Raw genomic sequence first — 23932 nt, 5'->3', positions numbered from 1 at the left:
CCACAAACTTATAAGGGAGATACTCGCACTGGTGAGAACTTACGACAGGCAAAAAAAAACCTGCCATCACTGGCAGGTTTTTTATGACTAAAAAACGAAATTAATCGTCTTTCGGTGCGCGGTTGGCGCGACGACGATCGTTTTCCGTCAGGTGACGTTTACGAATACGGATAGAGGTCGGAGTCACTTCTACCAGTTCGTCATCATCGATGAACTCCAGCGCTTGTTCCAGAGTCATGCGGATAGGCGGAACCAGAACAACGGCTTCGTCAGTACCGGAAGCACGCATGTTGGTCAGTTTCTTACCGGTCAGACAGTTTACAGTCAGGTCGTTAGAACGGCTGTGAATACCGATAATCTGACCTTCGTAAACTTCGGCACCGTGACCGAGGAACAGCTTACCGCGATCCTGCAGACCGAACAGCGCGAACGCGACCGCTTTACCCTGACCGTTAGAGATCAGTACGCCGTTCTGACGCTGACCCACTTCACCCGGACGTACGTCGTCGTAGTGGCTGAAGGTGGAGTACAGCAGACCCGTACCAGAAGTCATGGTCATGAACTCAGAACGGAAGCCAATCAGACCACGGCTTGGGATCACGTAGTCGAGACGTACGCGGCCTTTACCGTCTGGATTCATGTTTTTCAGGTCGCCTTTACGTTCGCCCAGCGCCTGCATTACAGAACCCTGATGCTGTTCTTCAACGTCCAGAGTCACGTTTTCATACGGCTCTTGTTTACGACCGTCAATTTCACGGAAGATAACTTTCGGACGGGATACCGCCAGTTCGAAACCTTCACGACGCATGTTTTCGATCAGAACAGACAGGTGCAGTTCGCCACGACCAGAAACGCGGAACGCATCGGCGTCTTCAGTTTCTTCTACGCGCAGCGCAACGTTGTGTACCAGTTCTTTGTTCAGACGATCCAGAATCTGACGAGACGTTACGAACTTACCTTCTTTACCGCAGAACGGTGAGGTGTTAACGCAGAAGAACATAGAAACGGTCGGCTCATCAACGGAGAGTGCCGGCAGCGCTTCAACGTTTTGCGTGTCGCAAACGGTGTCAGAAATGTTCAGTTCGCCCAGGCCCGTGATCGCCACGATATCGCCAGCTTCCGCCAGATCGGTTTCGATACGTTCCAGACCGAGGTGGCCCAGCACTTTACCGACTTTCGCGTTGCGGGTTTTGCCTTCGCTATCGATGATAGTGACCTGCTGGTTCGGCTTCACTTTACCGCGCTTGATGCGGCCAATGCCGATAACGCCAACATAGCTGTTGTAATCGAGCTGAGAAATCTGCATCTGGAACGGACCGTCAAGGTCAACGTCCGGCGCAGGAACGTGGTCAACAATTGCCTGATACAGCGGGGTCATGTCTTCCGCCATATCTTCGTGGTCCAGACCGGCGATACCGTTCAGCGCAGAAGCGTAAACGATCGGGAAGTCCAGCTGCTCGTCGGTCGCGTCGAGGTTAACGAACAGGTCAAATACCTGATCCACAACCCAGTCAGGACGCGCGCCAGGGCGGTCAACTTTGTTGATAACAACAATTGGCTTCAGGCCGTAAGCAAACGCTTTTTTGGTTACGAAGCGCGTTTGCGGCATCGGGCCGTCAAATGCGTCAACCACCAGCAGCACTGAGTCTACCATGGACATTACACGTTCAACTTCACCACCGAAGTCGGCGTGCCCCGGGGTATCAACGATGTTGATACGGTAATCATTCCATTTGATAGCGGTGTTTTTCGCGAGGATGGTAATCCCACGCTCTTTCTCCAAATCGTTGGAGTCCATCACGCGCTCTTGGGTTTCGGCACGAGAGTCGAACGTACCGGATTGTTGGAGCAGCTTGTCTACCAGGGTGGTTTTACCATGGTCTACGTGCGCGATGATGGCGATATTACGCAATTTTTCGATCACAACTTTGCCTCAGGCATTAGAAATAGCGCGTTATTGTACACGGATTAATCGCACTACAAAACAGGATCACAAACATCCTCCGCAAACAAGTATTGCAGAGTCCCTTTGTGATCGCTTTCACGGAGCATAAAAAGGGTTATCCAAAGGTCATTGCACCAATATGGTGCTTAATGTTTCCATTGAAGCACTATATTGGTGCAACATTAACATCGTGGTGCAGCCCTTTTGCACGATGGTGCGCATGATAACGCCTTTTAGGGGCAATTTAAAAGTTGGCACAGTTTTCGCTTTATCTTTTTTACGGCGACACGGCCAAAATAATTGCAGATTTCGTTACCACGACGACCATGACCAATCCAGGAGAGTTAAAGTATGTCCGCTGAACACGTACTGACGATGCTGAACGAGCACGAAGTGAAGTTTGTTGATTTGCGCTTCACCGATACCAAAGGTAAAGAACAGCACGTCACTATCCCTGCTCATCAGGTGAATGCTGAATTCTTCGAAGAAGGCAAAATGTTTGACGGCTCCTCGATTGGCGGCTGGAAAGGCATTAACGAATCCGACATGGTGCTGATGCCAGACGCATCCACCGCAGTGATTGACCCGTTCTTCGCGGACTCTACCCTGATTATCCGTTGCGATATCCTTGAACCAGGCACCCTGCAAGGCTATGACCGTGACCCGCGTTCCATCGCGAAGCGCGCTGAAGATTACCTGCGTTCTACTGGCATTGCCGACACCGTACTGTTCGGGCCAGAACCTGAATTCTTCCTGTTCGATGACATCCGTTTCGGATCTTCTATCTCCGGTTCCCACGTTGCTATCGACGATATCGAAGGCGCATGGAACTCCTCCACCCAATACGAAGGTGGTAACAAAGGTCACCGTCCGGCAGTGAAAGGCGGTTACTTCCCGGTGCCACCAGTAGACTCTGCTCAGGATATTCGTTCTGAAATGTGTCTGGTGATGGAACAGATGGGTCTGGTGGTTGAAGCCCATCACCACGAAGTAGCGACTGCTGGTCAGAACGAAGTGGCTACCCGCTTCAATACCATGACCAAAAAAGCTGACGAAATTCAGATCTACAAATATGTTGTGCACAACGTGGCGCACCGCTTCGGTAAAACCGCGACCTTTATGCCAAAACCGATGTTCGGTGATAACGGCTCCGGTATGCACTGCCACATGTCGCTGTCTAAAAACGGCGTTAACCTGTTCGCAGGCGACAAATACGCAGGTCTGTCTGAGCAGGCGCTGTACTACATTGGCGGCGTAATCAAACACGCTAAAGCGATTAACGCCCTGGCAAACCCGACCACCAACTCTTATAAGCGTCTGGTCCCGGGCTACGAAGCACCGGTAATGCTGGCTTACTCTGCACGCAACCGTTCTGCGTCTATCCGTATTCCGGTGGTTTCTTCTCCGAAAGCACGTCGTATCGAAGTCCGTTTCCCGGATCCGGCGGCTAACCCGTACCTGTGCTTTGCTGCCCTGCTGATGGCCGGTCTTGATGGCATCAAGAACAAGATCCACCCAGGCGAAGCCATGGACAAAAACCTGTATGACCTGCCGCCAGAAGAAGCGAAAGAGATCCCACAGGTTGCTGGTTCTCTGGAAGAAGCACTGAACGAACTGGATCTGGACCGCGAGTTCCTGAAAGCCGGTGGCGTGTTCACTGACGAAGCCATTGATGCGTACATCGCTCTGCGTCGCGAAGAAAATGACCGCGTGCGTATGACTCCGCATCCGGTAGAGTTTGAGCTGTACTACAGCGTCTAATAGTTGAAGTTGTACTACCCGGTGCATAGAAGGCCGGGATTTAGTTGCCGTGGAAACTTTCAGCCCATCTCTGCATGGGCTTTTTTCTCCGTAACTTCTTTGATGCTTCGCGCTTTTTATCCGTAAAAAGCTATAATGCACTAAAATGGTGCAACCTGTTCAGGAGACTGCTTTATGGCAACAGGCACGCAGCCCGATGCTGGGCAGATCCTCAACTCGCTGATTAACAGTATTTTGTTAATTGATGACAACCTGGCAATCCATTACGCCAACCCCGCCGCGCAACAACTGCTCGCCCAAAGCTCCCGCAAATTGTTTGGTACGCCGTTACCGGAACTGTTGAGCTACTTCTCATTAAATATCGAGCTGATGCAAGAAAGTCTGGAGGCGGGGCAAGGTTTTACCGATAACGAAGTGACGCTGGTGATCGACGGGCGCTCGCATATCCTTTCTGTGACGGCCCAGCGTATGCCGGACGGCATGATCCTGCTGGAGATGGCACCGATGGATAACCAGCGCCGCTTAAGTCAGGAACAGCTACAGCACGCCCAGCAGGTTGCTGCCCGTGATTTAGTGCGCGGCCTGGCGCATGAGATTAAAAATCCGCTTGGCGGTTTACGTGGCGCGGCCCAGTTGCTCAGCAAAGCATTACCTGACCCGTCACTGCTGGAATATACCAAAGTGATTATTGAACAGGCGGATCGGTTGCGAAATCTGGTCGACCGTCTGTTGGGGCCGCAACTGCCCGGTACGCGCGTTACCGAAAGTATTCACAAAGTGGCTGAACGCGTGGTGACGCTGGTGTCGATGGAACTGCCGGACAACGTGCGGTTGATTCGTGATTACGACCCCAGCCTGCCGGAACTGGCGCACGACCCGGATCAAATTGAACAGGTATTGCTGAATATTGTGCGCAATGCGCTACAGGCACTGGGGCCGGAAGGTGGTGAAATCATTCTGCGTACCCGCACCGCGTTTCAACTGACCTTACACGGCGAGCGCTATCGGCTGGCAGCGCGGATTGATGTGGAAGATAACGGGCCAGGCATTCCGCCTCATTTGCAGGATACGCTGTTTTACCCGATGGTCAGCGGCCGCGAAGGTGGCACCGGGCTTGGCTTATCCATCGCCCGTAATTTGATTGATCAGCATTCAGGCAAAATTGAATTTACCAGTTGGCCAGGTCATACCGAGTTCTCGGTTTACCTGCCTATCAGGAAATAAAGGTGACGTTTATGCAACGAGGGATAGTCTGGGTAGTCGATGACGATAGTTCCATCCGTTGGGTGCTTGAACGTGCGCTCGCTGGAGCGGGTTTAACCTGTACGACATTTGAGAACGGCGCGGAAGTACTGGAGGCGCTGGCGAGCAAAACGCCGGATGTGCTGCTTTCAGATATCCGTATGCCGGGAATGGACGGGCTTGCGCTGCTCAAGCAGATTAAACAGCGCCATCCGATGCTTCCGGTCATCATTATGACCGCACATTCCGATCTGGATGCTGCCGTCAGCGCCTATCAACAAGGGGCGTTTGATTATCTGCCCAAACCGTTTGATATCGACGAAGCCGTGGCGCTGGTTGAGCGCGCCATCAGCCATTATCAGGAACAGCAGCAACCGCGTAATGTTCAGCTTAACGGCCCGACGACCGATATCATCGGCGAAGCGCCAGCCATGCAGGACGTGTTCCGGATTATCGGTCGGCTTTCACGTTCTTCTATTAGCGTGCTGATTAACGGCGAATCCGGCACCGGTAAAGAACTGGTCGCTCATGCCCTGCATCGCCACAGTCCTCGAGCCAAAGCGCCGTTTATCGCGCTGAATATGGCGGCTATCCCGAAGGATTTGATCGAATCAGAACTGTTCGGTCACGAGAAAGGCGCGTTTACCGGCGCGAATACTATTCGTCAGGGGCGTTTTGAACAGGCCGATGGCGGCACGTTATTCCTCGATGAAATTGGCGATATGCCGCTCGATGTACAGACGCGTTTGCTGCGCGTGCTGGCAGACGGTCAGTTTTATCGCGTTGGCGGCTATGCGCCGGTGAAAGTGGATGTGCGGATTATCGCTGCGACCCATCAGAATCTCGAACAGCGGGTACAGGAAGGCAAGTTCCGTGAGGATTTGTTCCACCGCCTGAACGTTATCCGCGTTCATCTGCCGCCGCTGCGTGAGCGTCGGGAAGATATTCCCCGTCTGGCACGCCATTTTTTACAGGTTGCCGCGCGCGAACTGGGCGTAGAAGCGAAGTTGCTGCATCCGGAAACCGAAGCCGCGCTGACGCGTCTGGCATGGCCGGGTAACGTGCGCCAGCTGGAAAACACCTGTCGCTGGCTAACGGTGATGGCCGCCGGGCAGGAAGTGTTGATTCAGGATTTGCCTGGCGAACTGTTTGAATCAACGGTTGCGGAGAGTACTTCGCAAATGCAACCGGACAGTTGGGCGACACTTTTAGCGCAATGGGCAGACAGAGCGCTACGTTCCGGTCATCAAAACCTGCTTTCCGAAGCGCAGCCTGAGCTTGAGCGGACATTACTGACAACCGCGTTGCGACATACGCAGGGGCATAAACAAGAAGCGGCGCGGCTGCTTGGCTGGGGTCGCAACACACTGACACGGAAGTTAAAAGAGCTGGGGATGGAGTGATTCACGGCTTGTGTGTAAAGATTGATTATTGAGCGCAAATTGCTGGTATTTTGCGCTTTACTGTTCCGATAAGTTCAGTATGATCTTGCCCGGAAAACGGGGAGAGTCATTATGCTGGAATCAATAATTAATCTGGTATCGAGTGGCGCAGTTGACAGCCACACACCGCAAACTGCCGTTGCTGCCGTGCTGTGTGCTGCGATGATTGGGCTGTTTAGCTGAAGCTCGTTGTTTATGCCGGATGCGGAGAAAGTCGTAGATACTGTTATGGCCTGCAAGTTTTTTTCTACCCTGGTTTCCCAGATTGCAGGCATGCCAGACACAGCGCCGTCAGGCGCTGTTTTTTTCATCCCTTCCGCGATTTTTACGCAGCTACCGGATTATGCCGTGACGCATCGAACGGTACGCCTGACTTCAGCACTCCATACGCCACCTGTGCCAGCTTGCGCATCATCGCGCCGAGAATCACTTTTCCTTTCTTGCCATTAGCCGCCAGACGGTCGCGGAACGCCCGTCCCCACTCAGTCTTACTGGTGGCTACCATTGCAGGCATATACAACGCCCTGCGAAGCGACACATGTCCGGCTTTACTCAACCGGCTTGCCCCTCTCACACTACTGCCTGATTCATAACGCCGTGGTGTCAGACCCGCAAAAGCGGCGAACTGTCTGGCATGGGCGAAGCGGTCCTTCAGACCGATATAAGCCAGTAATACCGCAGATGTTTTCTCTCCGATACCCGGGATACTTTCCAGCAGTTTCCTGCGGTGTTTCATATCCGGATCATCGTCTGTCAGGTCTTTTATCTGCTTCTCAAGACGCTTCAGCTCTGCTTCAAGCCACAGAAGGTGAGCATCAATGCTCGGTCTCTGGACTTCCCGCGCCGTTTCAGTGCGGTTCAGTTCCTGCGTGTGCATATCTGTCAGCGCCTGGTGGCGTACTACCAGGGCACGCAACGCGCGTTCAAGCGGGTGAGGCGCTTCCCAGGCTGCAGGGCGCTTCTGACGACAGAACTCTGCCAGCATGCGCGCATCCACGGTATCAGTCTTGTTACGCAGTCCTTCACTCTGAGCGAAAGCTTTACCCAACGCAGGATTAATGACTGACACTATGTAGCCTGCATCGTAAAGGCACTCTGCGACAGGTTCCATATAGGTGCCGGTCGCTTCGATGCAGATATGCGCATGGTCAATCTTGTGACCCTTCAGCCAGCTCACCAGCTCATCGTGCCCTTTAGTGGTGTTAGCGAATTTTTTGGTGCGATGACGACCATCAGGACGCAACACATCGACATCCAGTTTCTCTTTAGCGGTGTCGATACCGATATAATGAAGTTCATGTTCCATCGTGAAACCAACCTTGCAAATACGGATTACCGGGAAAACCGGTCCATGATACTGTCCGGTTTATCACTTTGGGAGAAAGGCAGTCCGCTGCATAAATCTACGCAACAGGTTGAAAACCTAAGGCCCGATACGGCATGCGGACTGCAGGCAGAGAAAACTGGCCGATTTTCTCTGCACAGGAGGGATAATACAAGGCCTGATAAGACGCGACCAGCGTCGCATCAGGCATCATGCTCAGATGCCGGATGCAGCGTAAACGCCTTATCCGGCCTACAAAAGCAATAATTTCAACAGGTTTTCTTAACCAGCGCATCAAGCAATCTTGTTCTCAGCACATTGATGGCGCTTTCGTTTTCTACCTTGTAAACGAAGCGCCATTCACTCTTTAAATCACCCGTGAGAACTGCTGCATCCGCGCTTTCTGGCGCAGATAGGTATCAAAGCACATGCAAATGTTGCGGATCAGCAAGCGACCTTTCGCCGTCACCTGAATCCCCTTCTCATCCACATCCACCAGCCCATCTTTTGCTAACGGGGCAAGTAGTTTGAGATCTTCCGCAAAGTAATCAGCGAAGTGCAAATCCCACTGTTGCTCAATAGGGGCGTAATCCAGACGGAAGTTGCAGATGAGCGACTTAATTACATCGCGACGAATACAGTCATCACGCGTTAGCGCAATACCACGCCACAGCGCATTGCCTTGTTCATCCACTTGCTGATAGTACTGCTTCAACTCTTTCTGATTCTGCGCGTAGCAGTCGCCAATCATGCTGATGGCTGAAACGCCCATCCCCAGCAGGTCGGTATCGCCCTGAGTGGTGTAGCCCTGGAAGTTACGATGCAGCACGCCTTCACGCTGGGCCACCGCCAGCTCGTCATCCGGACGGGCAAAGTGATCCATACCGATAAACTGATAGCCCGATTGTGTCAGGAAGGCGATGGTTTCCTGCAGGATATCGAGTTTTTGCTGCGGACTCGGCAGGTCAGCATCTTTGATTTTACGCTGAGCAGCAAAAATGGTCGGCAAATGCGCGTAGTTAAAGACACTCAGGCGATCGGGGTTAAGTTCCGCCACGCGTTTCAGGGTAAAGGCGAAACTCTCCGGCGTCTGTTTCGGCAGGCCGTAAATCAGGTCGATGTTGGTGGAGGTAAAGCCAATCTCACGCGCATGGTTAAGCAGTGCAAAGATGAACTCTTCATCCTGCTCGCGGTTAACCAGACGTTGCACTTCTTTGTTGAAGTCCTGCACGCCCATGCTCAGGCGATTAAAGCCTTCGGCGCGTAAATGATCGAGTACATCCAGTTCGATTTCCCGCGGATCGACTTCGATCGAGATCTCCGCATCGGCATTGAACTGGAAGTTTTCGCGCAGCAGCTTCATCAGACGGCTGATTTGCGCTTTGTTCAGATATGTCGGCGTTCCACCGCCCCAGTGCAGCTGGCTCACCTTGCGCCCGGCAAAAAGCGGTGCACGATGGACGATTTCTTGCTCCAGTGCGTCCAGATACTGATCAGCCTTGTGCTGCTGGCGAGTCACTATCTTATTGCAACCGCAGAAGTAACAAAGCTTATGGCAGAACGGGATATGTACGTAGAGAGATAATGGACGCTCAGGATAGCGCGCCACGGCTTGTAAAAACGCCTGTTCGCCGAAGTCTTCTGAAAACTCCAGCGCGGTCGGGTACGAGGTGTATCGTGGCCCGGAATAGTTATATTTCTGGATCAGGGCCAGATCCCAGTCGATTTGCTGTACAGACATGCTCACTCCTTCCGATGGCGTCTCTGGCGGCTACGGCGTACCGGCGGATGCCCGTTTCGAGTCATCAGCCGGTTGCGCAGCCACTTTTGTCGCCGCGACAACCGCTGTAGTTTAACGAATAACCACACCAGATAACATATAACCGGAAGGGTTATCAGCAGAACGGGAAGGCCCACGGCGGCAATCCGTTAGTTGCCCCGCAGCAGACGCATCATGTCTTCTTGCTTCTCGTCTTCTTCCTCTTCTTCGTCATCGTCATAAGAGAGGCCGAGTTTCTGCATCAACTCATCAATACGATCCAGTTTGGCATCCACCCAGGATTGCTCTTCGGCGCTCAGGGTTTCGCCTGCCTCCAGACGTTCCAGCAGCGCATCCAGACGCTCATCCGTTTCCAGTAACTCCAACTCCGCCTGCGGTGAAAGCATAGGTTTCTCACTCTTCGGTTTGTGCTGTTTGGTGACTTTTTCAGTCACGCCCAATGGAATAGGGGTTTTACTGCCAATACGTGGATCTTTCGGTGCGTTCTGGCCTTTGCTGCCTGACGTGGTGTTACCGCCTGCTGCGCGGCTGCCCGGCGCATGACCACGACGTTTTTTCTGACGCTTACGGTCACGAGCTTCCTGATCCAGCTCCTCGCGTGTTTTTCGACGCGCTTTTGCATGACCTTTGCTGCGTGAGTTTGAAGATGATGGTTTCATAATGGTTCGTCTTTTAGCCGTTTTATTCAGTATAGATTTGCGGCGGAATCTAACAGAAAGCAAGCAAAGAAAAAAGGCGACAGATTACTCTGTCGCCTTTTTTCCTGACTCATAACCCTTAACGGGTCTTACAATCCTTGCAGGCCGCCAACACACCCTGTTTTTCCATTAGCCGGAACAATCCGTGTTGATTCCATTTCCGTTTAATTACGTCTCCGGACGTTTGTCTTCCTGACAATCCTCTGTCTTCGCCTCCTGGCGCTCCTGACCCTCATCCTGAGTCATTGTTCCTGTTAGCGTCCTCGCTCTATGGGTGCTACTTTACGCCTTTGCTTTAAACAAACAATCAACCGCCATCAGTATTTGCACATTTTCAGAGTTTTATATAAAAGCAATTAACTGATTTATATAGCTTATTTGACATGCATCGCAGAATTTTCTCTGCTATTTCGCATAAAGACTATCGGCAATGTCTCACAAAGCGTATGGCTTTTACTTACAACGCTCACGCCGAAAAATCCGCCTTTTATTATGGTTCAGGTATAATCGCCGCAAAGCTTTGACTGACGGAGACGACCGCTTTGACTAATTTGAATTATCAACAGACGCATTTTGTGATGAGTGCGCCTGATATTCGCCACCTACCTTCCGATACCGGAATTGAAGTGGCTTTTGCAGGCCGTTCCAACGCAGGTAAATCCAGCGCGCTGAACACGCTGACTAACCAGAAAAGCCTGGCGCGGACCTCAAAAACCCCAGGGCGCACCCAGCTTATCAACCTGTTTGAAGTGGCTGACGGCAAGCGTCTGGTTGACCTGCCCGGCTATGGCTACGCGGAAGTCCCGGAAGAGATGAAGCGCAAATGGCAACGCGCGCTCGGCGAGTACCTCGAAAAACGTCAGAGCCTGCAAGGCCTGGTGGTACTCATGGATATTCGCCATCCGTTGAAAGACCTCGATCAGCAGATGATTGAGTGGGCGGTAGACAGTAATATCGCCGTACTGGTGCTGCTGACCAAAGCGGACAAACTGGCAAGCGGCGCACGTAAAGCGCAATTGAATATGGTGCGTGAAGCGGTGCTGGCGTTTAACGGTGATGTGCAGGTTGAAACGTTCTCTTCACTGAAGAAACAAGGCGTGGACAAGCTGCGGCAGAAACTGGATACCTGGTTTAGCGAGATGCAGCCTGTCGAAGAAACGCAGGACGGCGAATAATTTTCTTGCCTTAATGCTTGTGCCGGATGTGGCGTATCCGGCCGGTAAATTCAATAGATTACGATTCTACCGTTGGCCTGATAAACATGGCGCATCAGGCATTACAGATCTTTTCTTTCGCCCAATAAAAAACGCCCCAGTCATTACTGACTGGGGCGGCTAAAATATTCAGCCAAATCCGATTACGTGAAGTAAAAGGTCTGAAAGATAGAACATCTTACCTCTGTACCCTACGCGACTAACTTTACTCTTTTTTGTTCAGTTCAGAAAGCATTTTTTGTAATTTTTTTTCAGTTGTTGCATAGGAATTTCTAATAGCCATCACAAAACGTGACAGCTTATGTTGCTTACTTACGAAAAAAGGGCATGTTCAGGCGAATCTTAGTGCGCCTGATCCCAGTTTTCGCCACTCCCCACTTCCACCAGCAACGGCACATCCAGACGGGTACAGTTTTCCATCAGTTGATGAATCTGCTTCGCGACGGCATCGACATCATCTTTATGAACTTCAAATACCAGTTCATCGTGTACCTGCATAATCATACGCACACGCGGTTGCTCAGCTTGTAACCACGCATCAACGGCAATCATCGCTCGTTTGATAATGTCGGCGGCGGTTCCCTGCATTGGCGCGTTAATGGCTGCACGTTCAGCCGCTGCACGACGAGCACCATTGCTGGATTTGATATCCGGCAGATACAGACGGCGTCCGTCCAGCGTTTCAACGTAGCCCTGCTCTTTCGCCTGAGCACGGGTGCGTTCCATATACTCCAGCACGCCAGGGTAGCGTTCGAAGTAAAGGTCCATGTACTTCTGCGCTTCTTTACGTGGAATGTTCAATTGCCGCGCCAGACCGAAAGCACTCATGCCATAAATCAGACCAAAGTTGATCGCTTTCGCGCTACGGCGTTGCTCGCTGGTGACGGTTTCCAGTGGCAAACCAAACACTTCTGCCGCCGTAGCCCGGTGGATATCTTTTCCTTCCGCGAATGCGGTCAGCAAGCCTTTGTCACGCGAGAGATGCGCCATAATGCGCAGTTCAATCTGCGAGTAGTCCGCCGAGACAATCACATAATCCTCTGGCGCAATAAACGCCTGGCGGATACGACGACCTTCTTCGTTACGCACCGGAATGTTTTGCAGGTTAGGATCGGTTGACGATAAACGTCCCGTTGCGGTTACTGCCTGGTGATAAGAGGTATGTACACACCCGGTTTTCGGATTGATCATCAGCGGCAGCTTGTCGGTGTAGGTCGATTTCAGCTTCGCCAGACCACGATACTCCAGAATCACTTTTGGCAACGGATAGTCCAGCGCCAGTTCTTCCAGTACCTCTTCCGACGTTGACGGCGCGCCACCCGGTGTTTTCTTCAGCGGCTTAATACCCTGTTTTTCAAACAGAATGGTTTGCAACTGCTTGGTGGAAGAAAGATTAAATTCTTCACCTGCAATTTCATGCGCTTTCTTTTCCAGCTCAGCCAGACGCAAGGTGAGCTCTTCAGAGTGATTGTGTAGCACTTTCGGATCGATCTTCACACCGTTACGTTCAATGCGTGAAAGCACCGGCACCAGCGGCATTTCGATATTCTCGAAGACGTTCAACGGCCCTTTGTGTTTTTGCAGATCCGGCCACATTTTCAGATGCAACTGCAAGGTGACATCGGCATCTTCGGCGGCGTAACGTCCGGCCTCTTCGAGGGCAATCTGGTTAAAGGTCAGTTGATTTTTGCCTTTACCCGCAATCTCTTCAAAAGTGATGGTTTTGTGCTTCAACCAACGTTCCGCGAGGCTGTCCATATCGTGACGCCCGGCAACGCTATTGAGAATGTAGGACTCCAACATGGTATCAAACGCAATCCCACGCAGCTCAATGCCGTAGTTCGCCAGAATACCGCGATCGTATTTCAGGTTTTGCCCGACCTTCAGCGCCTTTTCATCTTCCAGCAGCGGTTTTAGCAACTCGAGTGCACGCTCGCGAGAGATTTGATCGGGCGCATCAAGATAATCATGAGCAACCGGAATATATGCCGCTACGCCTGGCTCGATAGCAAAAGAAAGCCCGACCAGGTTAGCAGAGATGTTATCAAGGCTGTCGGTTTCGGTATCAAATGCAAATACCGGCGCTTTTTCCAGCTTCGCAATCCACGCTTTCAGTGTTTCTTCATCAAGGATGGTGACGTAGTTGTCATAAGAAATCACCGTTGCCGTCACTTCTGGCGCTTCGTCTGCAACACTGGTTTCCTGCGGCTTCGCGGCTGGTTTTGCCCCTTTGGCCTGTAACCATTTGCCCGCTTCGACATCAGCAGTCCAGCGTTTGAACTCATACTTTTTGAACAGCCCCAACAGCTCTTCCGCCGCCGGTTGCTGCACTTCCAGTTGTTCACAGGTCAGCTCCAGTTCAACGTCGGTTTTAATCGTCGCCAGCTGGTAAGAGAGATAAGCCACTTCTTTGTTTTGCTCGAGCTTCGCCGCCATTGTTTTCGCGCCACGGAAGCTTAGGCCAGCAATTTTTTCCGGCTCGGCATACAGCGTATCCAGTCCGCCAAGACCTTGTAGCAATGCTTGCGCGGTTTTTTCACCGACGCCCGGTACGCCAGGGATGTTATCAGAGGAATCACCCATCAGCGCCAGGAAGTCGATGATCAGTTCTGGCGGCACGCCGTACTTATTCACCACCTCTTCCGGGCCGAGGATGGTATTCGTCATGGTATTGATAAGCGTAATATTTGGCGTCACCAGCTGCGCCATATCTTTATCGCCTGTGCTTATCAGCACCGGACGCCCGGCTTTTTCGGCTTCGCGCGCCAGAGTACCGATAACGTCGTCCGCTTCTACGCCAGAAACCGCCAGCAGCGGCAGTCCCATCGCTTTAACCATCGCGTGCAAGGGTTCGATTTGTGCACGCAGATCGTCCGGCATTGGCGGGCGATGTGATTTGTAATGTTCAAACAGTTCATCACGAAAGGTTTTTCCCTTGGCGTCAAAGACCACCGCTGCATGCGTCGGTTTATATTGCATGATTAGACTGCGCAGCATGTTGAGGACACCATACATCGCACCGGTCGGCTCGCCTGCGCTGTTAGTCAGCGGGGGAAACGCGTGATATGCGCGATAAAGATAAGATGAACCATCTACAAGGATAAGTGGATTTTGGGGGATCTGAACCATAATGTCCGTGCCTGTTTATCAGATTATGGGTAAAGGATGCCACAGACAGGATGAAAACATGAGTTTTTCACCTCTTTTCGTGAAAATCTTTTGTAGATCTTCTGGATCGCTCGCAAATCGTCATGTGGATAACTTTGTGCATAAATTATTTACATCGCTTTTAATTTATTATCATGCTTTTTACAGCATGATGTTTGTCTTTGCTTTTCATACAGTTAAATATAAAGCCATCCCTAATAATTGTGATAATGGGATTTTTTCTAATGTGGATAGATATGAATTATTTTTCTCCTTAAGGATCATCCGTTATTTGGGGCGTTTTCTGCTAAAATCGGCGCCTTGCGCTTCTTTAGCGCACTGTCTATGGCTAACCTTTTGAATAAATTCATTATGACGAGAATACTCGCTGCGATAACCCTTTTGCTGAGTATCGTATTGACCATTTTGGTCACTATTTTTTGCTCCGTCCCGATCATCATTGCCGGGATTGTAAAACTATTGCTACCTGTGCCAGTCATTTGGCGAAAGGTTTCGCGTTTTTGTGATTTTATGATGTATTGCTGGTGTGAAAGTCTGGCGGTATTACTGCATCTGAACCCACACCTGCAATGGGAAGTTCACGGGCTGGAAGGGTTAAGTAAGAAGAACTGGTATCTGCTTATTTGTAACCACCGTAGTTGGGCAGATATTGTCGTACTGTGCGTGCTGTTTCGTAAGCACATTCCGATGAATAAATATTTCCTCAAGCAGCAGCTTGCCTGGGTACCATTTCTTGGCCTGGCATGCTGGGCGCTGGATATGCCGTTTATGAAGCGTTATTCCCGCGCTTATTTATTACGTCATCCGGAACGACGTGGTAAAGATGTTGAAACCACCCGGCGTTCTTGTGAAAAGTTTCGCCTGCACCCCACCACCATTGTCAATTTCGTTGAAGGCTCCCGTTTCACGCAAGAAAAACATCAGCAAACCCACTCCACTTTTCAAAACTTGTTGCCACCAAAGGCAGCAGGCATTGCGATGGCGCTAAATGTACTGGGTAAACAATTCGATAAACTGCTTAATGTTACGCTGTGTTATCCGGACAATAACCGTCAGCCGTTCTTCGATATGTTAAGCGGTAAACTGACGCGAATTGTCGTACATGTGGATTTACAGCCTATTGCCGATGAGTTACATGGCGACTACATCAATGACAAAAGCTTTAAGCGCCATTTTCAGCAATGGCTGAACTCACTGTGGCAGGAAAAAGACCGACTTCTGACGTCGTTGATGTCATCACAGCGTCAGAATAAGTAAGTTTTACTCGCCTCTGAATGAGCAGAGGCGAGTGAGTATTTTAATGAACAAAACGTCCGGCACGAGACATAAATTCTTCTTCGCTCATTTCCTGTCCGTTAAAAACAACTTTACCCGGTGTATAACGCAGTTGCAGCGAGGCGGTATTGTTGTCAATCGTGATTAACTGAAACATCTGACCTAATGTCATCATCCCGCTGATTTGTTTATCAGCCCTCTTTTGCGCTTTTTCAGCATCCATGCCTTCAGATAAATTAAGCTGTTTTGCGGTTTCTGTGACAACATTAAGCGGTAACTTCACGTCAAAATTGAGCGATTTAATATCTTTGTTTGTGGATGATGAAGATTTGGCTGGGTCGGCAATACTGATATCCAGATTGGCATTTAGTTCGCCGAGTGCGTTCTTCCATCTTACCGGTTGTTTAATGGTCGGCTCACTTTTTTGTAATAACGGTAAATACTCTTTGAACAATGCAGCATTCACTTCTTGCAGAGCAACTTCATCGTTTGCTAACTCAGGGTGTGCAGCAAGCTGCTTCTGCATCGCAATGTTATACTGGATGACAAATTGGCGCACCGCTGAGGGATCAATAGATTCAGCAATCAATGACCACTCACCACTACCGAGTTGCTGATTCCCTTTTGTTAACTTATCAAGTTCGTAGGTCAGATTGACATTGATATAATCTTTGTCTTTAACGCGATCCAGCCTGGTTTTTGCAACGAAAGCATCGATTTGGGCAACGTCTTCTCCCTGATTGATAATGTTAATCTGATTGAATTTCGACTCGCTTTCGCCAACCGGAAATTTCTTTTCTTCTAATCGCGTTAGAGAATCAATGGTAAAACTTTTCGCCGTTACTTTGTTCAATGGCGATAATTCCAGAACAATATCTTCGACTTTGCCTTCAATATCCAGGTTAGACAATGAGCTACCATCACCATTAAAAGTAAACTGGCCTTCACCAAAAGAAAACTTTCCATATTTTGCAGGGGCAACATCTAATGTCGTGGAGAATGAGCCACCAAACGCGAATCGCAATGTCGCTTCCACGGGCGATTTATTTTTTGCGGCGATAAATAGCGGTTGTGTCAGTTCATTATTCACTAAGTTCACTTTTGCCGCTGCCAGTGCGGGGATGACATTACCACGCATTAACATTGTGATGGGCAACGGACCGTGCTCAACATCCACATCAAATGCAACTTTCTGGCCTGGCTTGATATTGAGATCGGGTGCACCGTTATCAAATGTCATTTGCATTTGAAAATGAGAATTAAAAAAGCCTTTGTCAAAGTTTTTATAACTTAACGTCATATCGTAGGCATGTTCACCTTTCTTTTTAGCATCGTTAAAATCTTTAATGAACTTTTCGACACCAGGCTGAATTTGCGTACCTGTGTACCATGTGCCACCACCCCAGATTACGGCTAACGCAACAATAACACCTGTAGCTGACTTACGTATCATATAAATATTCCCTGATAAAACAGCAAAACTTTGAATATCCACTTATGCTGAAATAATGTCCAGCGGCAGGACGCATTATCAGAATGTATTTATATTTATTAAATAATAAAAAAAGCCCGTGAATATTCACGGGCCTTATGTAATTCACAATGAATTATTTTTTCTCGGACAGATATTTCACAGTATCAGCATACTGCTGAACAAAAACATCCATATTGCTGGTATCCATACCCTGCGGATTCAGCTGATATTTACCGTTAACAAACATCGCCGGAACGCCACGCAATTGCACGTCGGCTGCGGCTTTTTCCTGCTGAGCCACCAGAGATTTCACCACGAAGCTGTTCCACGCCGCGTCGTACTCTTCACCTTTAATACCTGCGTTGATAAATACATCGCGGATATCAGATGCAGAACGAATGGTCTGGGTTTTCTGTACGCCTTCAAACAGCGGAACAGTCACTTTGTCTTCCACGCCCAGCGCCATCGCCACTGCCCATGCCTGAGTCAGTTCTTTGCCCAGATCCCCACCCATGAAGTTGACGTGGTATTTAGTCATTTTCACGCCTTCCGGCAGTTTTTTCTTCACGTTCTCAGAAATATGCAGAACTTCTTCAAACTGATAGCAGTGCGGGCAGAAGAAAGAGAAAAACTCCAGCACTTGCGGCGCGCCAGCAACCGGTTTTTCCAGGGTGGTGTACTGTTTACCATCTTCATACTGCGCCGCCGATGCGCTAAACGCTAAAACTAAACCAGCCAGCGCCAGCCAAATCTTTTTCATGATCTACTCTCTCCGATTAATACATAGGTGTTAATTGCAAAGGGGGTTCTTGTAGAACTTTTGCCTGTTCTATAAAAGTCGCCGTCTGTCGCAGCCAGTAATCTTCCCCGGTTAACCACGGGAAATTTTTCGGGAACGCGGGATCAGCCCAACGCCGCATTAGCCAGGCAAGATAATAAACCAAACGCATGGCGCGTAAAGGTTCAATCAGTCCGATTTCAGCGGTGTCGAACTCGCTAAATTCTTCATAAGCTTCAATAATAGTTTCCAGTTGCATCCGCTGCTCGGCTTTATCGCCATTGAGCAACATCCACAAATCCTGAATAGCCGGACCATTACGTGCATCATCCAGATCAACAAACATTGGACCATCGCGCCAGAGGATATTCCCGGCGTGGCAGTCTCCATGTAGCCGCAGAACGGTGAAATCTTCCCGCCAGTGTGCTGTAACGGCGGCGATCAGCTCATCTGTCGCTTTCAGGAATGCCGCTTTCAACCCGGAAGGTATCAGTGTGGCGTCCTCAAACAGCTTGCGTGGCTCAATGAGATATTCATTCAGACCGATGGTCGGGCGATGGATAAAAAGCTGTTTGCGCCCCGTCTGGTGCATACGCCCTAAATAACGCCCTACAGCTTCCATCTGATCGATATTATCAGCTTCGAACTGGCGACCACCGACGCTTGGAAAAACAGCGAAATAAAATCCCTGATGATTCAATAAAGTCTGACCGTTAAAGGCCACAGGCGCTGCGACCGGAACTTCATCGTTAACCAGCTGCAACGCAAATTGATGTTCTTCGAGGATTTGATCGGCTGTCCAACGTTCAGGGCGATAAAATTTGACGACAAAACGTCGACGATCTTCGTCCTGAAATTGATAGACACGGTTTTCATAGCTGTTAAGCGGGGTAAGACCGGAATCCACCCGGATCCCATGCTCAAACAGAGCGTCCATGATGGTATCCGGGTGTAGTGTCTGGAAAGTAAAAGCGCTGTTGTTCATCCCATCATCCGGAAAACATTATGAATGATGAAGGATATCATTTCACGATGATTTTGGTGGCACCGCTTACAAGCTTTTACTCTTTAATTACGCCGCGAGCGCGTAACAGCGCCGTTTTGAAATCTTCTTCATAATCTTTCTGCAAACCCGGGATCACCGCATCTTTCGCGGAATCACGCATTTTCAGGTGATAGATCAGAATGTCATCCGTCAAATCCGCCAGTTCGCCGTCAAAACCTGACTCTTTCGCCAGTTTCTGCAAAAATTGCAGCAGGTTAAGGTCTGGCTCTTTTTGCCAGGCTGGCTGGAGGAGTTCAATAACTTCATTCAGACGTTTACATTTCATAGTAATGCTCCTTACTCTTGAGACAGACACGTTAGCAGGGTCAATCCCACAATAAAAGAGGCGATATCGGTGAATCTGATGACGACGATAACAGGCGTTGTGCTGGCGGGCGGTAAAGCCAGACGAATGGGCGGCGTAGATAAAGGATTGCTTGAATTAAACGGCAAACCATTATGGCAACATGTCGCTGACGCGCTTATGACGCAGCACTCTCACGTCGTGGTTAATGCTAATCGTCATCAGGAAATCTATCAGGCAAGCGGTCTGAAAGTGATTGAAGATACACTGGCGGATTACCCAGGCCCTCTGGCAGGAATGCTTTCAGTAATGCAGCAGGAAGCGGGGGAGTGGTTTTTGTTTTGCCCATGCGATACGCCTTACATTCCCCCTGATTTAGCTGCCCGGCTTAATCATCAGCGCAAAGATGCGCCTGTCGTGTGGGTCCACGACGGTGAACGCGATCACCCGACTATTGCTCTGGTAAACCGCGCAATTGAGCCTTTATTACTGGAATATCTGCAAGCAGGAGAACGCCGGGTAATGGCATTTATGCGTCTGGCTGGCGGTCACGCGGTCGATTTCAGCGATCATAAAGATGCATTTGTAAACGTGAATACGCCAGAGGAGCTTGCCCGATGGCAGGAAAAACGATGATACCGTTACTCGCCTTTGCCGCGTGGAGCGGCACTGGAAAAACTACGCTGCTGAAAAAACTGATCCCGGCATTATGCGCCAGAGGGATCCGTCCAGGGCTGATTAAGCATACGCACCATGATATGGATGTTGATAAACCGGGCAAAGATAGCTATGAGCTGCGCAAGGCTGGCGCGGCACAAACCATCGTTGCCAGCCAGCAGCGATGGGCCTTGATGACGGAAACACCAGACGAAGAAGAGCTGGATCTACATTTTCTCGCAAGTCGAATGGATACCTCAAAGCTGGATTTGATTCTGGTCGAAGGGTTTAAGCATGAAGAGATCGCAAAGATTGTGCTGTTTCGCGATGGAGCCGGACATCGACCGGAAGAATTAGTGATAGACAGACATGTTATTGCTGTAGCCAGTGATGTGCCGCTTAATCTTGATGTCGCGTTACTGGATATTAATGATGTTGAGGGGCTGGCTGATTTTGTGGTGGAGTGGATGCAAAATCAGGACGGATAAGCAAGAGTAGTCTGGATCAGACGCGCCAGCGTCGTATCCGACCTTTTTCTGCACCAGCGCAAAAAGGCCCAGTCTTCCGACCGGGCCTTCTGCTTAATTTGATGCCTGGCAGTTCCCTACTCTCGCATGGGGAGACCCCACACTACCATCGGCGCTACGGCGTTTCACTTCTGAGTTCGGCATGGGGTCAGGTGGGACCACCGCGCTAAGGCCGCCAGGCAAATTCTGTTTCATCAGACCGCTTCTGCGTTCTGATTTAATCTGTATCAGGCTGAAAATCTTCTCTCAATCCGCCAAAACATCTTCGGCGTTGTAAGGTTAAGCCTCACGGTTCATTAGTACCGGTTAGCTCAACGCATCGCTGCGCTTACACACCCGGCCTATCAACGTCGTCGTCTTCAACGTTCCTTCAGGACCCTTAAAGGGTCAGGGAGAACTCATCTCGGGGCAAGTTTCGTGCTTAGATGCTTTCAGCACTTATCTCTTCCGCATTTAGCTACCGGGCAGTGCCATTGGCATGACAACCCGAACACCAGTGATGCGTCCACTCCGGTCCTCTCGTACTAGGAGCAGCCCCCCTCAGTTCTCCAGCGCCCACGGCAGATAGGGACCGAACTGTCTCACGACGTTCTAAACCCAGCTCGCGTACCACTTTAAATGGCGAACAGCCATACCCTTGGGACCTACTTCAGCCCCAGGATGTGATGAGCCGACATCGAGGTGCCAAACACCGCCGTCGATATGAACTCTTGGGCGGTATCAGCCTGTTATCCCCGGAGTACCTTTTATCCGTTGAGCGATGGCCCTTCCATTCAGAACCACCGGATCACTATGACCTGCTTTCGCACCTGCTCGCGCCGTCACGCTCGCAGTCAAGCTGGCTTATGCCATTGCACTAACCTCCTGATGTCCGACCAGGATTAGCCAACCTTCGTGCTCCTCCGTTACTCTTTAGGAGGAGACCGCCCCAGTCAAACTACCCACCAGACACTGTCCGCAACCCGGATTACGGGCCAACGTTAGAACATCAAACATTAAAGGGTGGTATTTCAAGGTCGGCTCCATGCAGACTGGCGTCCACACTTCAAAGCCTCCCACCTATCCTACACATCAAGGCTCAATGTTCAGTGTCAAGCTATAGTAAAGGTTCACGGGGTCTTTCCGTCTTGCCGCGGGTACACTGCATCTTCACAGCGAGTTCAATTTCACTGAGTCTCGGGTGGAGACAGCCTGGCCATCATTACGCCATTCGTGCAGGTCGGAACTTACCCGACAAGGAATTTCGCTACCTTAGGACCGTTATAGTTACGGCCGCCGTTTACCGGGGCTTCGATCAAGAGCTTCGCGTTACCGCTAACCCCATCAATTAACCTTCCGGCACCGGGCAGGCGTCACACCGTATACGTCCACTTTCGTGTTTGCACAGTGCTGTGTTTTTAATAAACAGTTGCAGCCAGCTGGTATCTTCGACTGATTTCAGCTCCACGAGCAAGTCGCTTCACCTACATATCAGCGTGCCTTCTCCCGAAGTTACGGCACCATTTTGCCTAGTTCCTTCACCCGAGTTCTCTCAAGCGCCTTGGTATTCTCTACCTGACCACCTGTGTCGGTTTGGGGTACGATTCGATGTTACCTGATGCTTAGAGGCTTTTCCTGGAAGCAGGGCATTTGTTGCTTCAGCACCGTAGTGCCTCGTCATCACGCCTCAGCCTTGATTTTCCGGATTTGCCTGGAAAACCAGCCTACACGCTTAAACCGGGACAACCGTCGCCCGGCCAACATAGCCTTCTCCGTCCCCCCTTCGCAGTAACACCAAGTACAGGAATATTAACCTGTTTCCCATCGACTACGCCTTTCGGCCTCGCCTTAGGGGTCGACTCACCCTGCCCCGATTAACGTTGGACAGGAACCCTTGGTCTTCCGGCGAGCGGGCTTTTCACCCGCTTTATCGTTACTTATGTCAGCATTCGCACTTCTGATACCTCCAGCATACCTCACAGTACACCTTCGCAGGCTTACAGAACGCTCCCCTACCCAACAACGCATAAGCGTCGCTGCCGCAGCTTCGGTGCATGGTTTAGCCCCGTTACATCTTCCGCGCAGGCCGACTCGACCAGTGAGCTATTACGCTTTCTTTAAATGATGGCTGCTTCTAAGCCAACATCCTGGCTGTCTGGGCCTTCCCACATCGTTTCCCACTTAACCATGACTTTGGGACCTTAGCTGGCGGTCTGGGTTGTTTCCCTCTTCACGACGGACGTTAGCACCCGCCGTGTGTCTCCCGTGATAACATTCTCCGGTATTCGCAGTTTGCATCGGGTTGGTAAGTCGGGATGACCCCCTTGCCGAAACAGTGCTCTACCCCCGGAGATGAATTCACGAGGCGCTACCTAAATAGCTTTCGGGGAGAACCAGCTATCTCCCGGTTTGATTGGCCTTTCACCCCCAGCCACAAGTCATCCGCTAATTTTTCAACATTAGTCGGTTCGGTCCTCCAGTTAGTGTTACCCAACCTTCAACCTGCCCATGGCTAGATCACCGGGTTTCGGGTCTATACCCTGCAACTTAACGCCCAGTTAAGACTCGGTTTCCCTTCGGCTCCCCTATTCGGTTAACCTTGCTACAGAATATAAGTCGCTGACCCATTATACAAAAGGTACGCAGTCACCCCATAAAGAGGCTCCCACTGCTTGTACGTACACGGTTTCAGGTTCTTTTTCACTCCCCTCGCCGGGGTTCTTTTCGCCTTTCCCTCACGGTACTGGTTCACTATCGGTCAGTCAGGAGTATTTAGCCTTGGAGGATGGTCCCCCCATATTCAGACAGGATACCACGTGTCCCGCCCTACTCATCGAGCTCACAATATGTGCATTTTTGTGTACGGGGCTGTCACCCTGTATCGCGCGCCTTTCCAGACGCTTCCACTAACACACACACTGATTCAGGCTCTGGGCTCCTCCCCGTTCGCTCGCCGCTACTGGGGGAATCTCGGTTGATTTCTTTTCCTCGGGGTACTTAGATGTTTCAGTTCCCCCGGTTCGCCTCATTAACCTATGGATTCAGTTAATGATAGTGTGACGAATCACACTGGGTTTCCCCATTCGGAAATCGCCGGTTATAACGGTTCATATCACCTTACCGACGCTTATCGCAGATTAGCACGTCCTTCATCGCCTCTGACTGCCAGGGCATCCACCGTGTACGCTTAGTCGCTTAACCTCACAACCCGAAGATGTTTCTTTCGATTCATCATCGTGTTGCGAAAATTTGAGAGACTCACGAACAACTCTCGTTGTTCAGTGTTTCAATTTTCAGCTTGATCCAGATTTTTAAAGAG

General features: G+C 50.4%; 18 protein-coding genes, 2 rRNA genes and 1 pseudogene. 8 read left to right on the top strand and 13 right to left on the bottom strand.

What is annotated here, in order from left to right; genetic code table 11:
* Positions 1-100: 100 nt before the first annotated feature.
* A complete protein-coding gene (typA, locus tag QUF14_RS23590; RefSeq protein WP_000570668.1) occupies positions 101-1924 on the bottom strand; it encodes a ribosome-dependent GTPase TypA in 1824 nt (607 codons plus the stop codon).
* A gap of 372 nt (positions 1925-2296) precedes the next feature.
* Here typA and glnA point away from each other — a divergent pair, with 372 nt between their 5' ends.
* The 4 genes from glnA to QUF14_RS23570 all read left to right on the top strand — a co-directional run bounded on the left by glnA (position 2297) and on the right by QUF14_RS23570 (position 6573).
* The gene (gene glnA / locus QUF14_RS23585) at positions 2297-3706 is read left to right on the top strand and encodes a glutamate--ammonia ligase (protein ID WP_001271718.1); all 1410 of its coding nucleotides are present in this window, start codon (positions 2297-2299) and stop codon (positions 3704-3706) included.
* Positions 3707-3880: 174 nt separating this feature from the next.
* Positions 3881-4930 (top strand): nitrogen regulation protein NR(II), encoded by a 1050-nt coding sequence (glnL, locus tag QUF14_RS23580; RefSeq protein ID WP_000190577.1) that lies wholly within the window; start codon positions 3881-3883, stop codon positions 4928-4930.
* Positions 4931-4941: 11 nt separating this feature from the next.
* Positions 4942-6351 (top strand): nitrogen regulation protein NR(I), encoded by a 1410-nt coding sequence (gene glnG / locus QUF14_RS23575; RefSeq protein ID WP_001188777.1) that lies wholly within the window; start codon positions 4942-4944, stop codon positions 6349-6351.
* 111 nt (positions 6352-6462) lie between these two features.
* A complete protein-coding gene (locus tag QUF14_RS23570) occupies positions 6463-6573 on the top strand; it encodes a YshB family small membrane protein (protein WP_000893994.1) in 111 nt (36 codons plus the stop codon).
* A 142-nt stretch (positions 6574-6715) separates the two neighbouring features.
* Here the strand turns inward: QUF14_RS23570 and QUF14_RS23565 are convergent, their stop codons facing one another.
* From QUF14_RS23565 to QUF14_RS23550, 4 genes and pseudogenes are all read right to left on the bottom strand, one after another.
* Positions 6716-7696 carry an IS110-like element IS621 family transposase gene (locus tag QUF14_RS23565; protein ID WP_000399629.1) on the bottom strand — a complete coding sequence of 327 codons (981 nt, stop codon included), beginning with the start codon at positions 7694-7696 and terminating at the stop codon, positions 6716-6718.
* A 385-nt stretch (positions 7697-8081) separates the two neighbouring features.
* Complete coding sequence (gene hemN / locus QUF14_RS23560; RefSeq protein WP_000116109.1) at positions 8082-9455, bottom strand: oxygen-independent coproporphyrinogen III oxidase; 1374 nt, start codon at positions 9453-9455, stop codon at positions 8082-8084.
* A gap of 188 nt (positions 9456-9643) precedes the next feature.
* Positions 9644-10153: a Der GTPase-activating protein YihI gene (yihI, locus tag QUF14_RS23555; protein ID WP_001295266.1), complete on the bottom strand. Its 510-nt coding sequence runs from the start codon at positions 10151-10153 to the stop codon at positions 9644-9646.
* A gap of 118 nt (positions 10154-10271) precedes the next feature.
* A pseudogene (locus QUF14_RS23550) lies at positions 10272-10438 on the bottom strand (hypothetical protein).
* A gap of 296 nt (positions 10439-10734) precedes the next feature.
* On the opposite strand from QUF14_RS23550, the gene yihA reads away from it, so the two are divergent.
* The gene (gene yihA / locus QUF14_RS23545) at positions 10735-11367 is read left to right on the top strand and encodes a ribosome biogenesis GTP-binding protein YihA/YsxC (protein ID WP_000183349.1); all 633 of its coding nucleotides are present in this window, start codon (positions 10735-10737) and stop codon (positions 11365-11367) included.
* A 168-nt stretch (positions 11368-11535) separates the two neighbouring features.
* Here the strand turns inward: yihA and spfP are convergent, their stop codons facing one another.
* Both spfP and polA read right to left on the bottom strand, forming a co-directional pair.
* Positions 11536-11583 carry a small protein SpfP gene (gene spfP, locus QUF14_RS29090; RefSeq protein ID WP_071892919.1) on the bottom strand — a complete coding sequence of 16 codons (48 nt, stop codon included), beginning with the start codon at positions 11581-11583 and terminating at the stop codon, positions 11536-11538.
* Between the two features lie 165 nt (positions 11584-11748).
* The gene (polA, locus tag QUF14_RS23540) at positions 11749-14535 is read right to left on the bottom strand and encodes a DNA polymerase I (RefSeq protein ID WP_100733883.1); all 2787 of its coding nucleotides are present in this window, start codon (positions 14533-14535) and stop codon (positions 11749-11751) included.
* Positions 14536-14898: 363 nt separating this feature from the next.
* On the opposite strand from polA, the gene yihG reads away from it, so the two are divergent.
* Positions 14899-15831: a 1-acylglycerol-3-phosphate O-acyltransferase YihG gene (yihG, locus tag QUF14_RS23535; protein WP_024212204.1), complete on the top strand. Its 933-nt coding sequence runs from the start codon at positions 14899-14901 to the stop codon at positions 15829-15831.
* Positions 15832-15871: 40 nt separating this feature from the next.
* Here the strand turns inward: yihG and QUF14_RS23530 are convergent, their stop codons facing one another.
* From QUF14_RS23530 to QUF14_RS23515, 4 genes are all read right to left on the bottom strand, one after another.
* Positions 15872-17302 (bottom strand): YdgA family protein, encoded by a 1431-nt coding sequence (locus tag QUF14_RS23530; protein ID WP_024212205.1) that lies wholly within the window; start codon positions 17300-17302, stop codon positions 15872-15874.
* A gap of 154 nt (positions 17303-17456) precedes the next feature.
* Positions 17457-18083, bottom strand: a complete 627-nt coding sequence (gene dsbA / locus QUF14_RS23525) for a thiol:disulfide interchange protein DsbA (protein ID WP_000725353.1) — start codon at positions 18081-18083, stop codon at positions 17457-17459.
* A 16-nt stretch (positions 18084-18099) separates the two neighbouring features.
* The gene (gene srkA, locus QUF14_RS23520; protein WP_001065496.1) at positions 18100-19086 is read right to left on the bottom strand and encodes a stress response kinase SrkA; all 987 of its coding nucleotides are present in this window, start codon (positions 19084-19086) and stop codon (positions 18100-18102) included.
* 76 nt (positions 19087-19162) lie between these two features.
* Complete coding sequence (locus QUF14_RS23515) at positions 19163-19432, bottom strand: YihD family protein (protein ID WP_001295263.1); 270 nt, start codon at positions 19430-19432, stop codon at positions 19163-19165.
* A gap of 69 nt (positions 19433-19501) precedes the next feature.
* On the opposite strand from QUF14_RS23515, the gene mobA reads away from it, so the two are divergent.
* Positions 19502-20086 carry a molybdenum cofactor guanylyltransferase MobA gene (mobA, locus tag QUF14_RS23510; RefSeq protein ID WP_001052167.1) on the top strand — a complete coding sequence of 195 codons (585 nt, stop codon included), beginning with the start codon at positions 19502-19504 and terminating at the stop codon, positions 20084-20086.
* Entirely contained in the window at positions 20068-20595 is a 528-nt protein-coding gene (mobB, locus tag QUF14_RS23505; RefSeq protein ID WP_000907615.1) for a molybdopterin-guanine dinucleotide biosynthesis protein MobB, read from the top strand. Before mobA ends, mobB begins: the two co-directional genes overlap by 19 nt.
* Positions 20596-20698: 103 nt before the next feature.
* Here mobB and rrf read toward each other — a convergent pair.
* Together rrf and QUF14_RS23495 are read right to left on the bottom strand one after the other, a co-directional pair.
* Positions 20699-20814, bottom strand: a 5S ribosomal RNA gene (rrf, locus tag QUF14_RS23500).
* A gap of 95 nt (positions 20815-20909) precedes the next feature.
* Positions 20910-23814 (bottom strand): 23S ribosomal RNA (locus QUF14_RS23495).
* Between the last annotated feature and the right edge of the window lie 118 nt (positions 23815-23932).

This window comes from Escherichia sp. HH091_1A (assembly GCF_030295175.1).
Taxonomy (GTDB): Bacteria; Pseudomonadota; Gammaproteobacteria; order Enterobacterales; family Enterobacteriaceae; genus Escherichia; species Escherichia coli_F.
This window is presented reverse-complemented; position numbering and strand designations above follow the sequence as displayed.

Excerpts from the sequence above, each read along its gene's own strand:
- glnA (WP_001271718.1), top strand. The coding sequence starts at position 2,297 with ATGTCCGCTGAACACGTACTGACGATGCTGAACGAGCACGAAGTGAAG.
- glnL (WP_000190577.1), top strand. The coding sequence starts at position 3,881 with ATGGCAACAGGCACGCAGCCCGATGCTGGGCAGATCCTCAACTCGCTG.
- glnG (WP_001188777.1), top strand. The coding sequence starts at position 4,942 with ATGCAACGAGGGATAGTCTGGGTAGTCGATGACGATAGTTCCATCCGT.
- QUF14_RS23570 (WP_000893994.1), top strand. The coding sequence starts at position 6,463 with ATGCTGGAATCAATAATTAATCTGGTATCGAGTGGCGCAGTTGACAGC.
- QUF14_RS23565 (WP_000399629.1), bottom strand. The coding sequence starts at position 7,696 with ATGGAACATGAACTTCATTATATCGGTATCGACACCGCTAAAGAGAAA.
- hemN (WP_000116109.1), bottom strand. The coding sequence starts at position 9,455 with ATGTCTGTACAGCAAATCGACTGGGATCTGGCCCTGATCCAGAAATAT.
- yihI (WP_001295266.1), bottom strand. The coding sequence starts at position 10,153 with ATGAAACCATCATCTTCAAACTCACGCAGCAAAGGTCATGCAAAAGCG.
- polA (WP_100733883.1), bottom strand. The coding sequence starts at position 14,535 with ATGGTTCAGATCCCCCAAAATCCACTTATCCTTGTAGATGGTTCATCT.
- yihG (WP_024212204.1), top strand. The coding sequence starts at position 14,899 with ATGGCTAACCTTTTGAATAAATTCATTATGACGAGAATACTCGCTGCG.
- QUF14_RS23530 (WP_024212205.1), bottom strand. The coding sequence starts at position 17,302 with ATGATACGTAAGTCAGCTACAGGTGTTATTGTTGCGTTAGCCGTAATC.
- dsbA (WP_000725353.1), bottom strand. The coding sequence starts at position 18,083 with ATGAAAAAGATTTGGCTGGCGCTGGCTGGTTTAGTTTTAGCGTTTAGC.
- srkA (WP_001065496.1), bottom strand. The coding sequence starts at position 19,086 with ATGAACAACAGCGCTTTTACTTTCCAGACACTACACCCGGATACCATC.
- QUF14_RS23515 (WP_001295263.1), bottom strand. The coding sequence starts at position 19,432 with ATGAAATGTAAACGTCTGAATGAAGTTATTGAACTCCTCCAGCCAGCC.
- mobB (WP_000907615.1), top strand. The coding sequence starts at position 20,068 with ATGGCAGGAAAAACGATGATACCGTTACTCGCCTTTGCCGCGTGGAGC.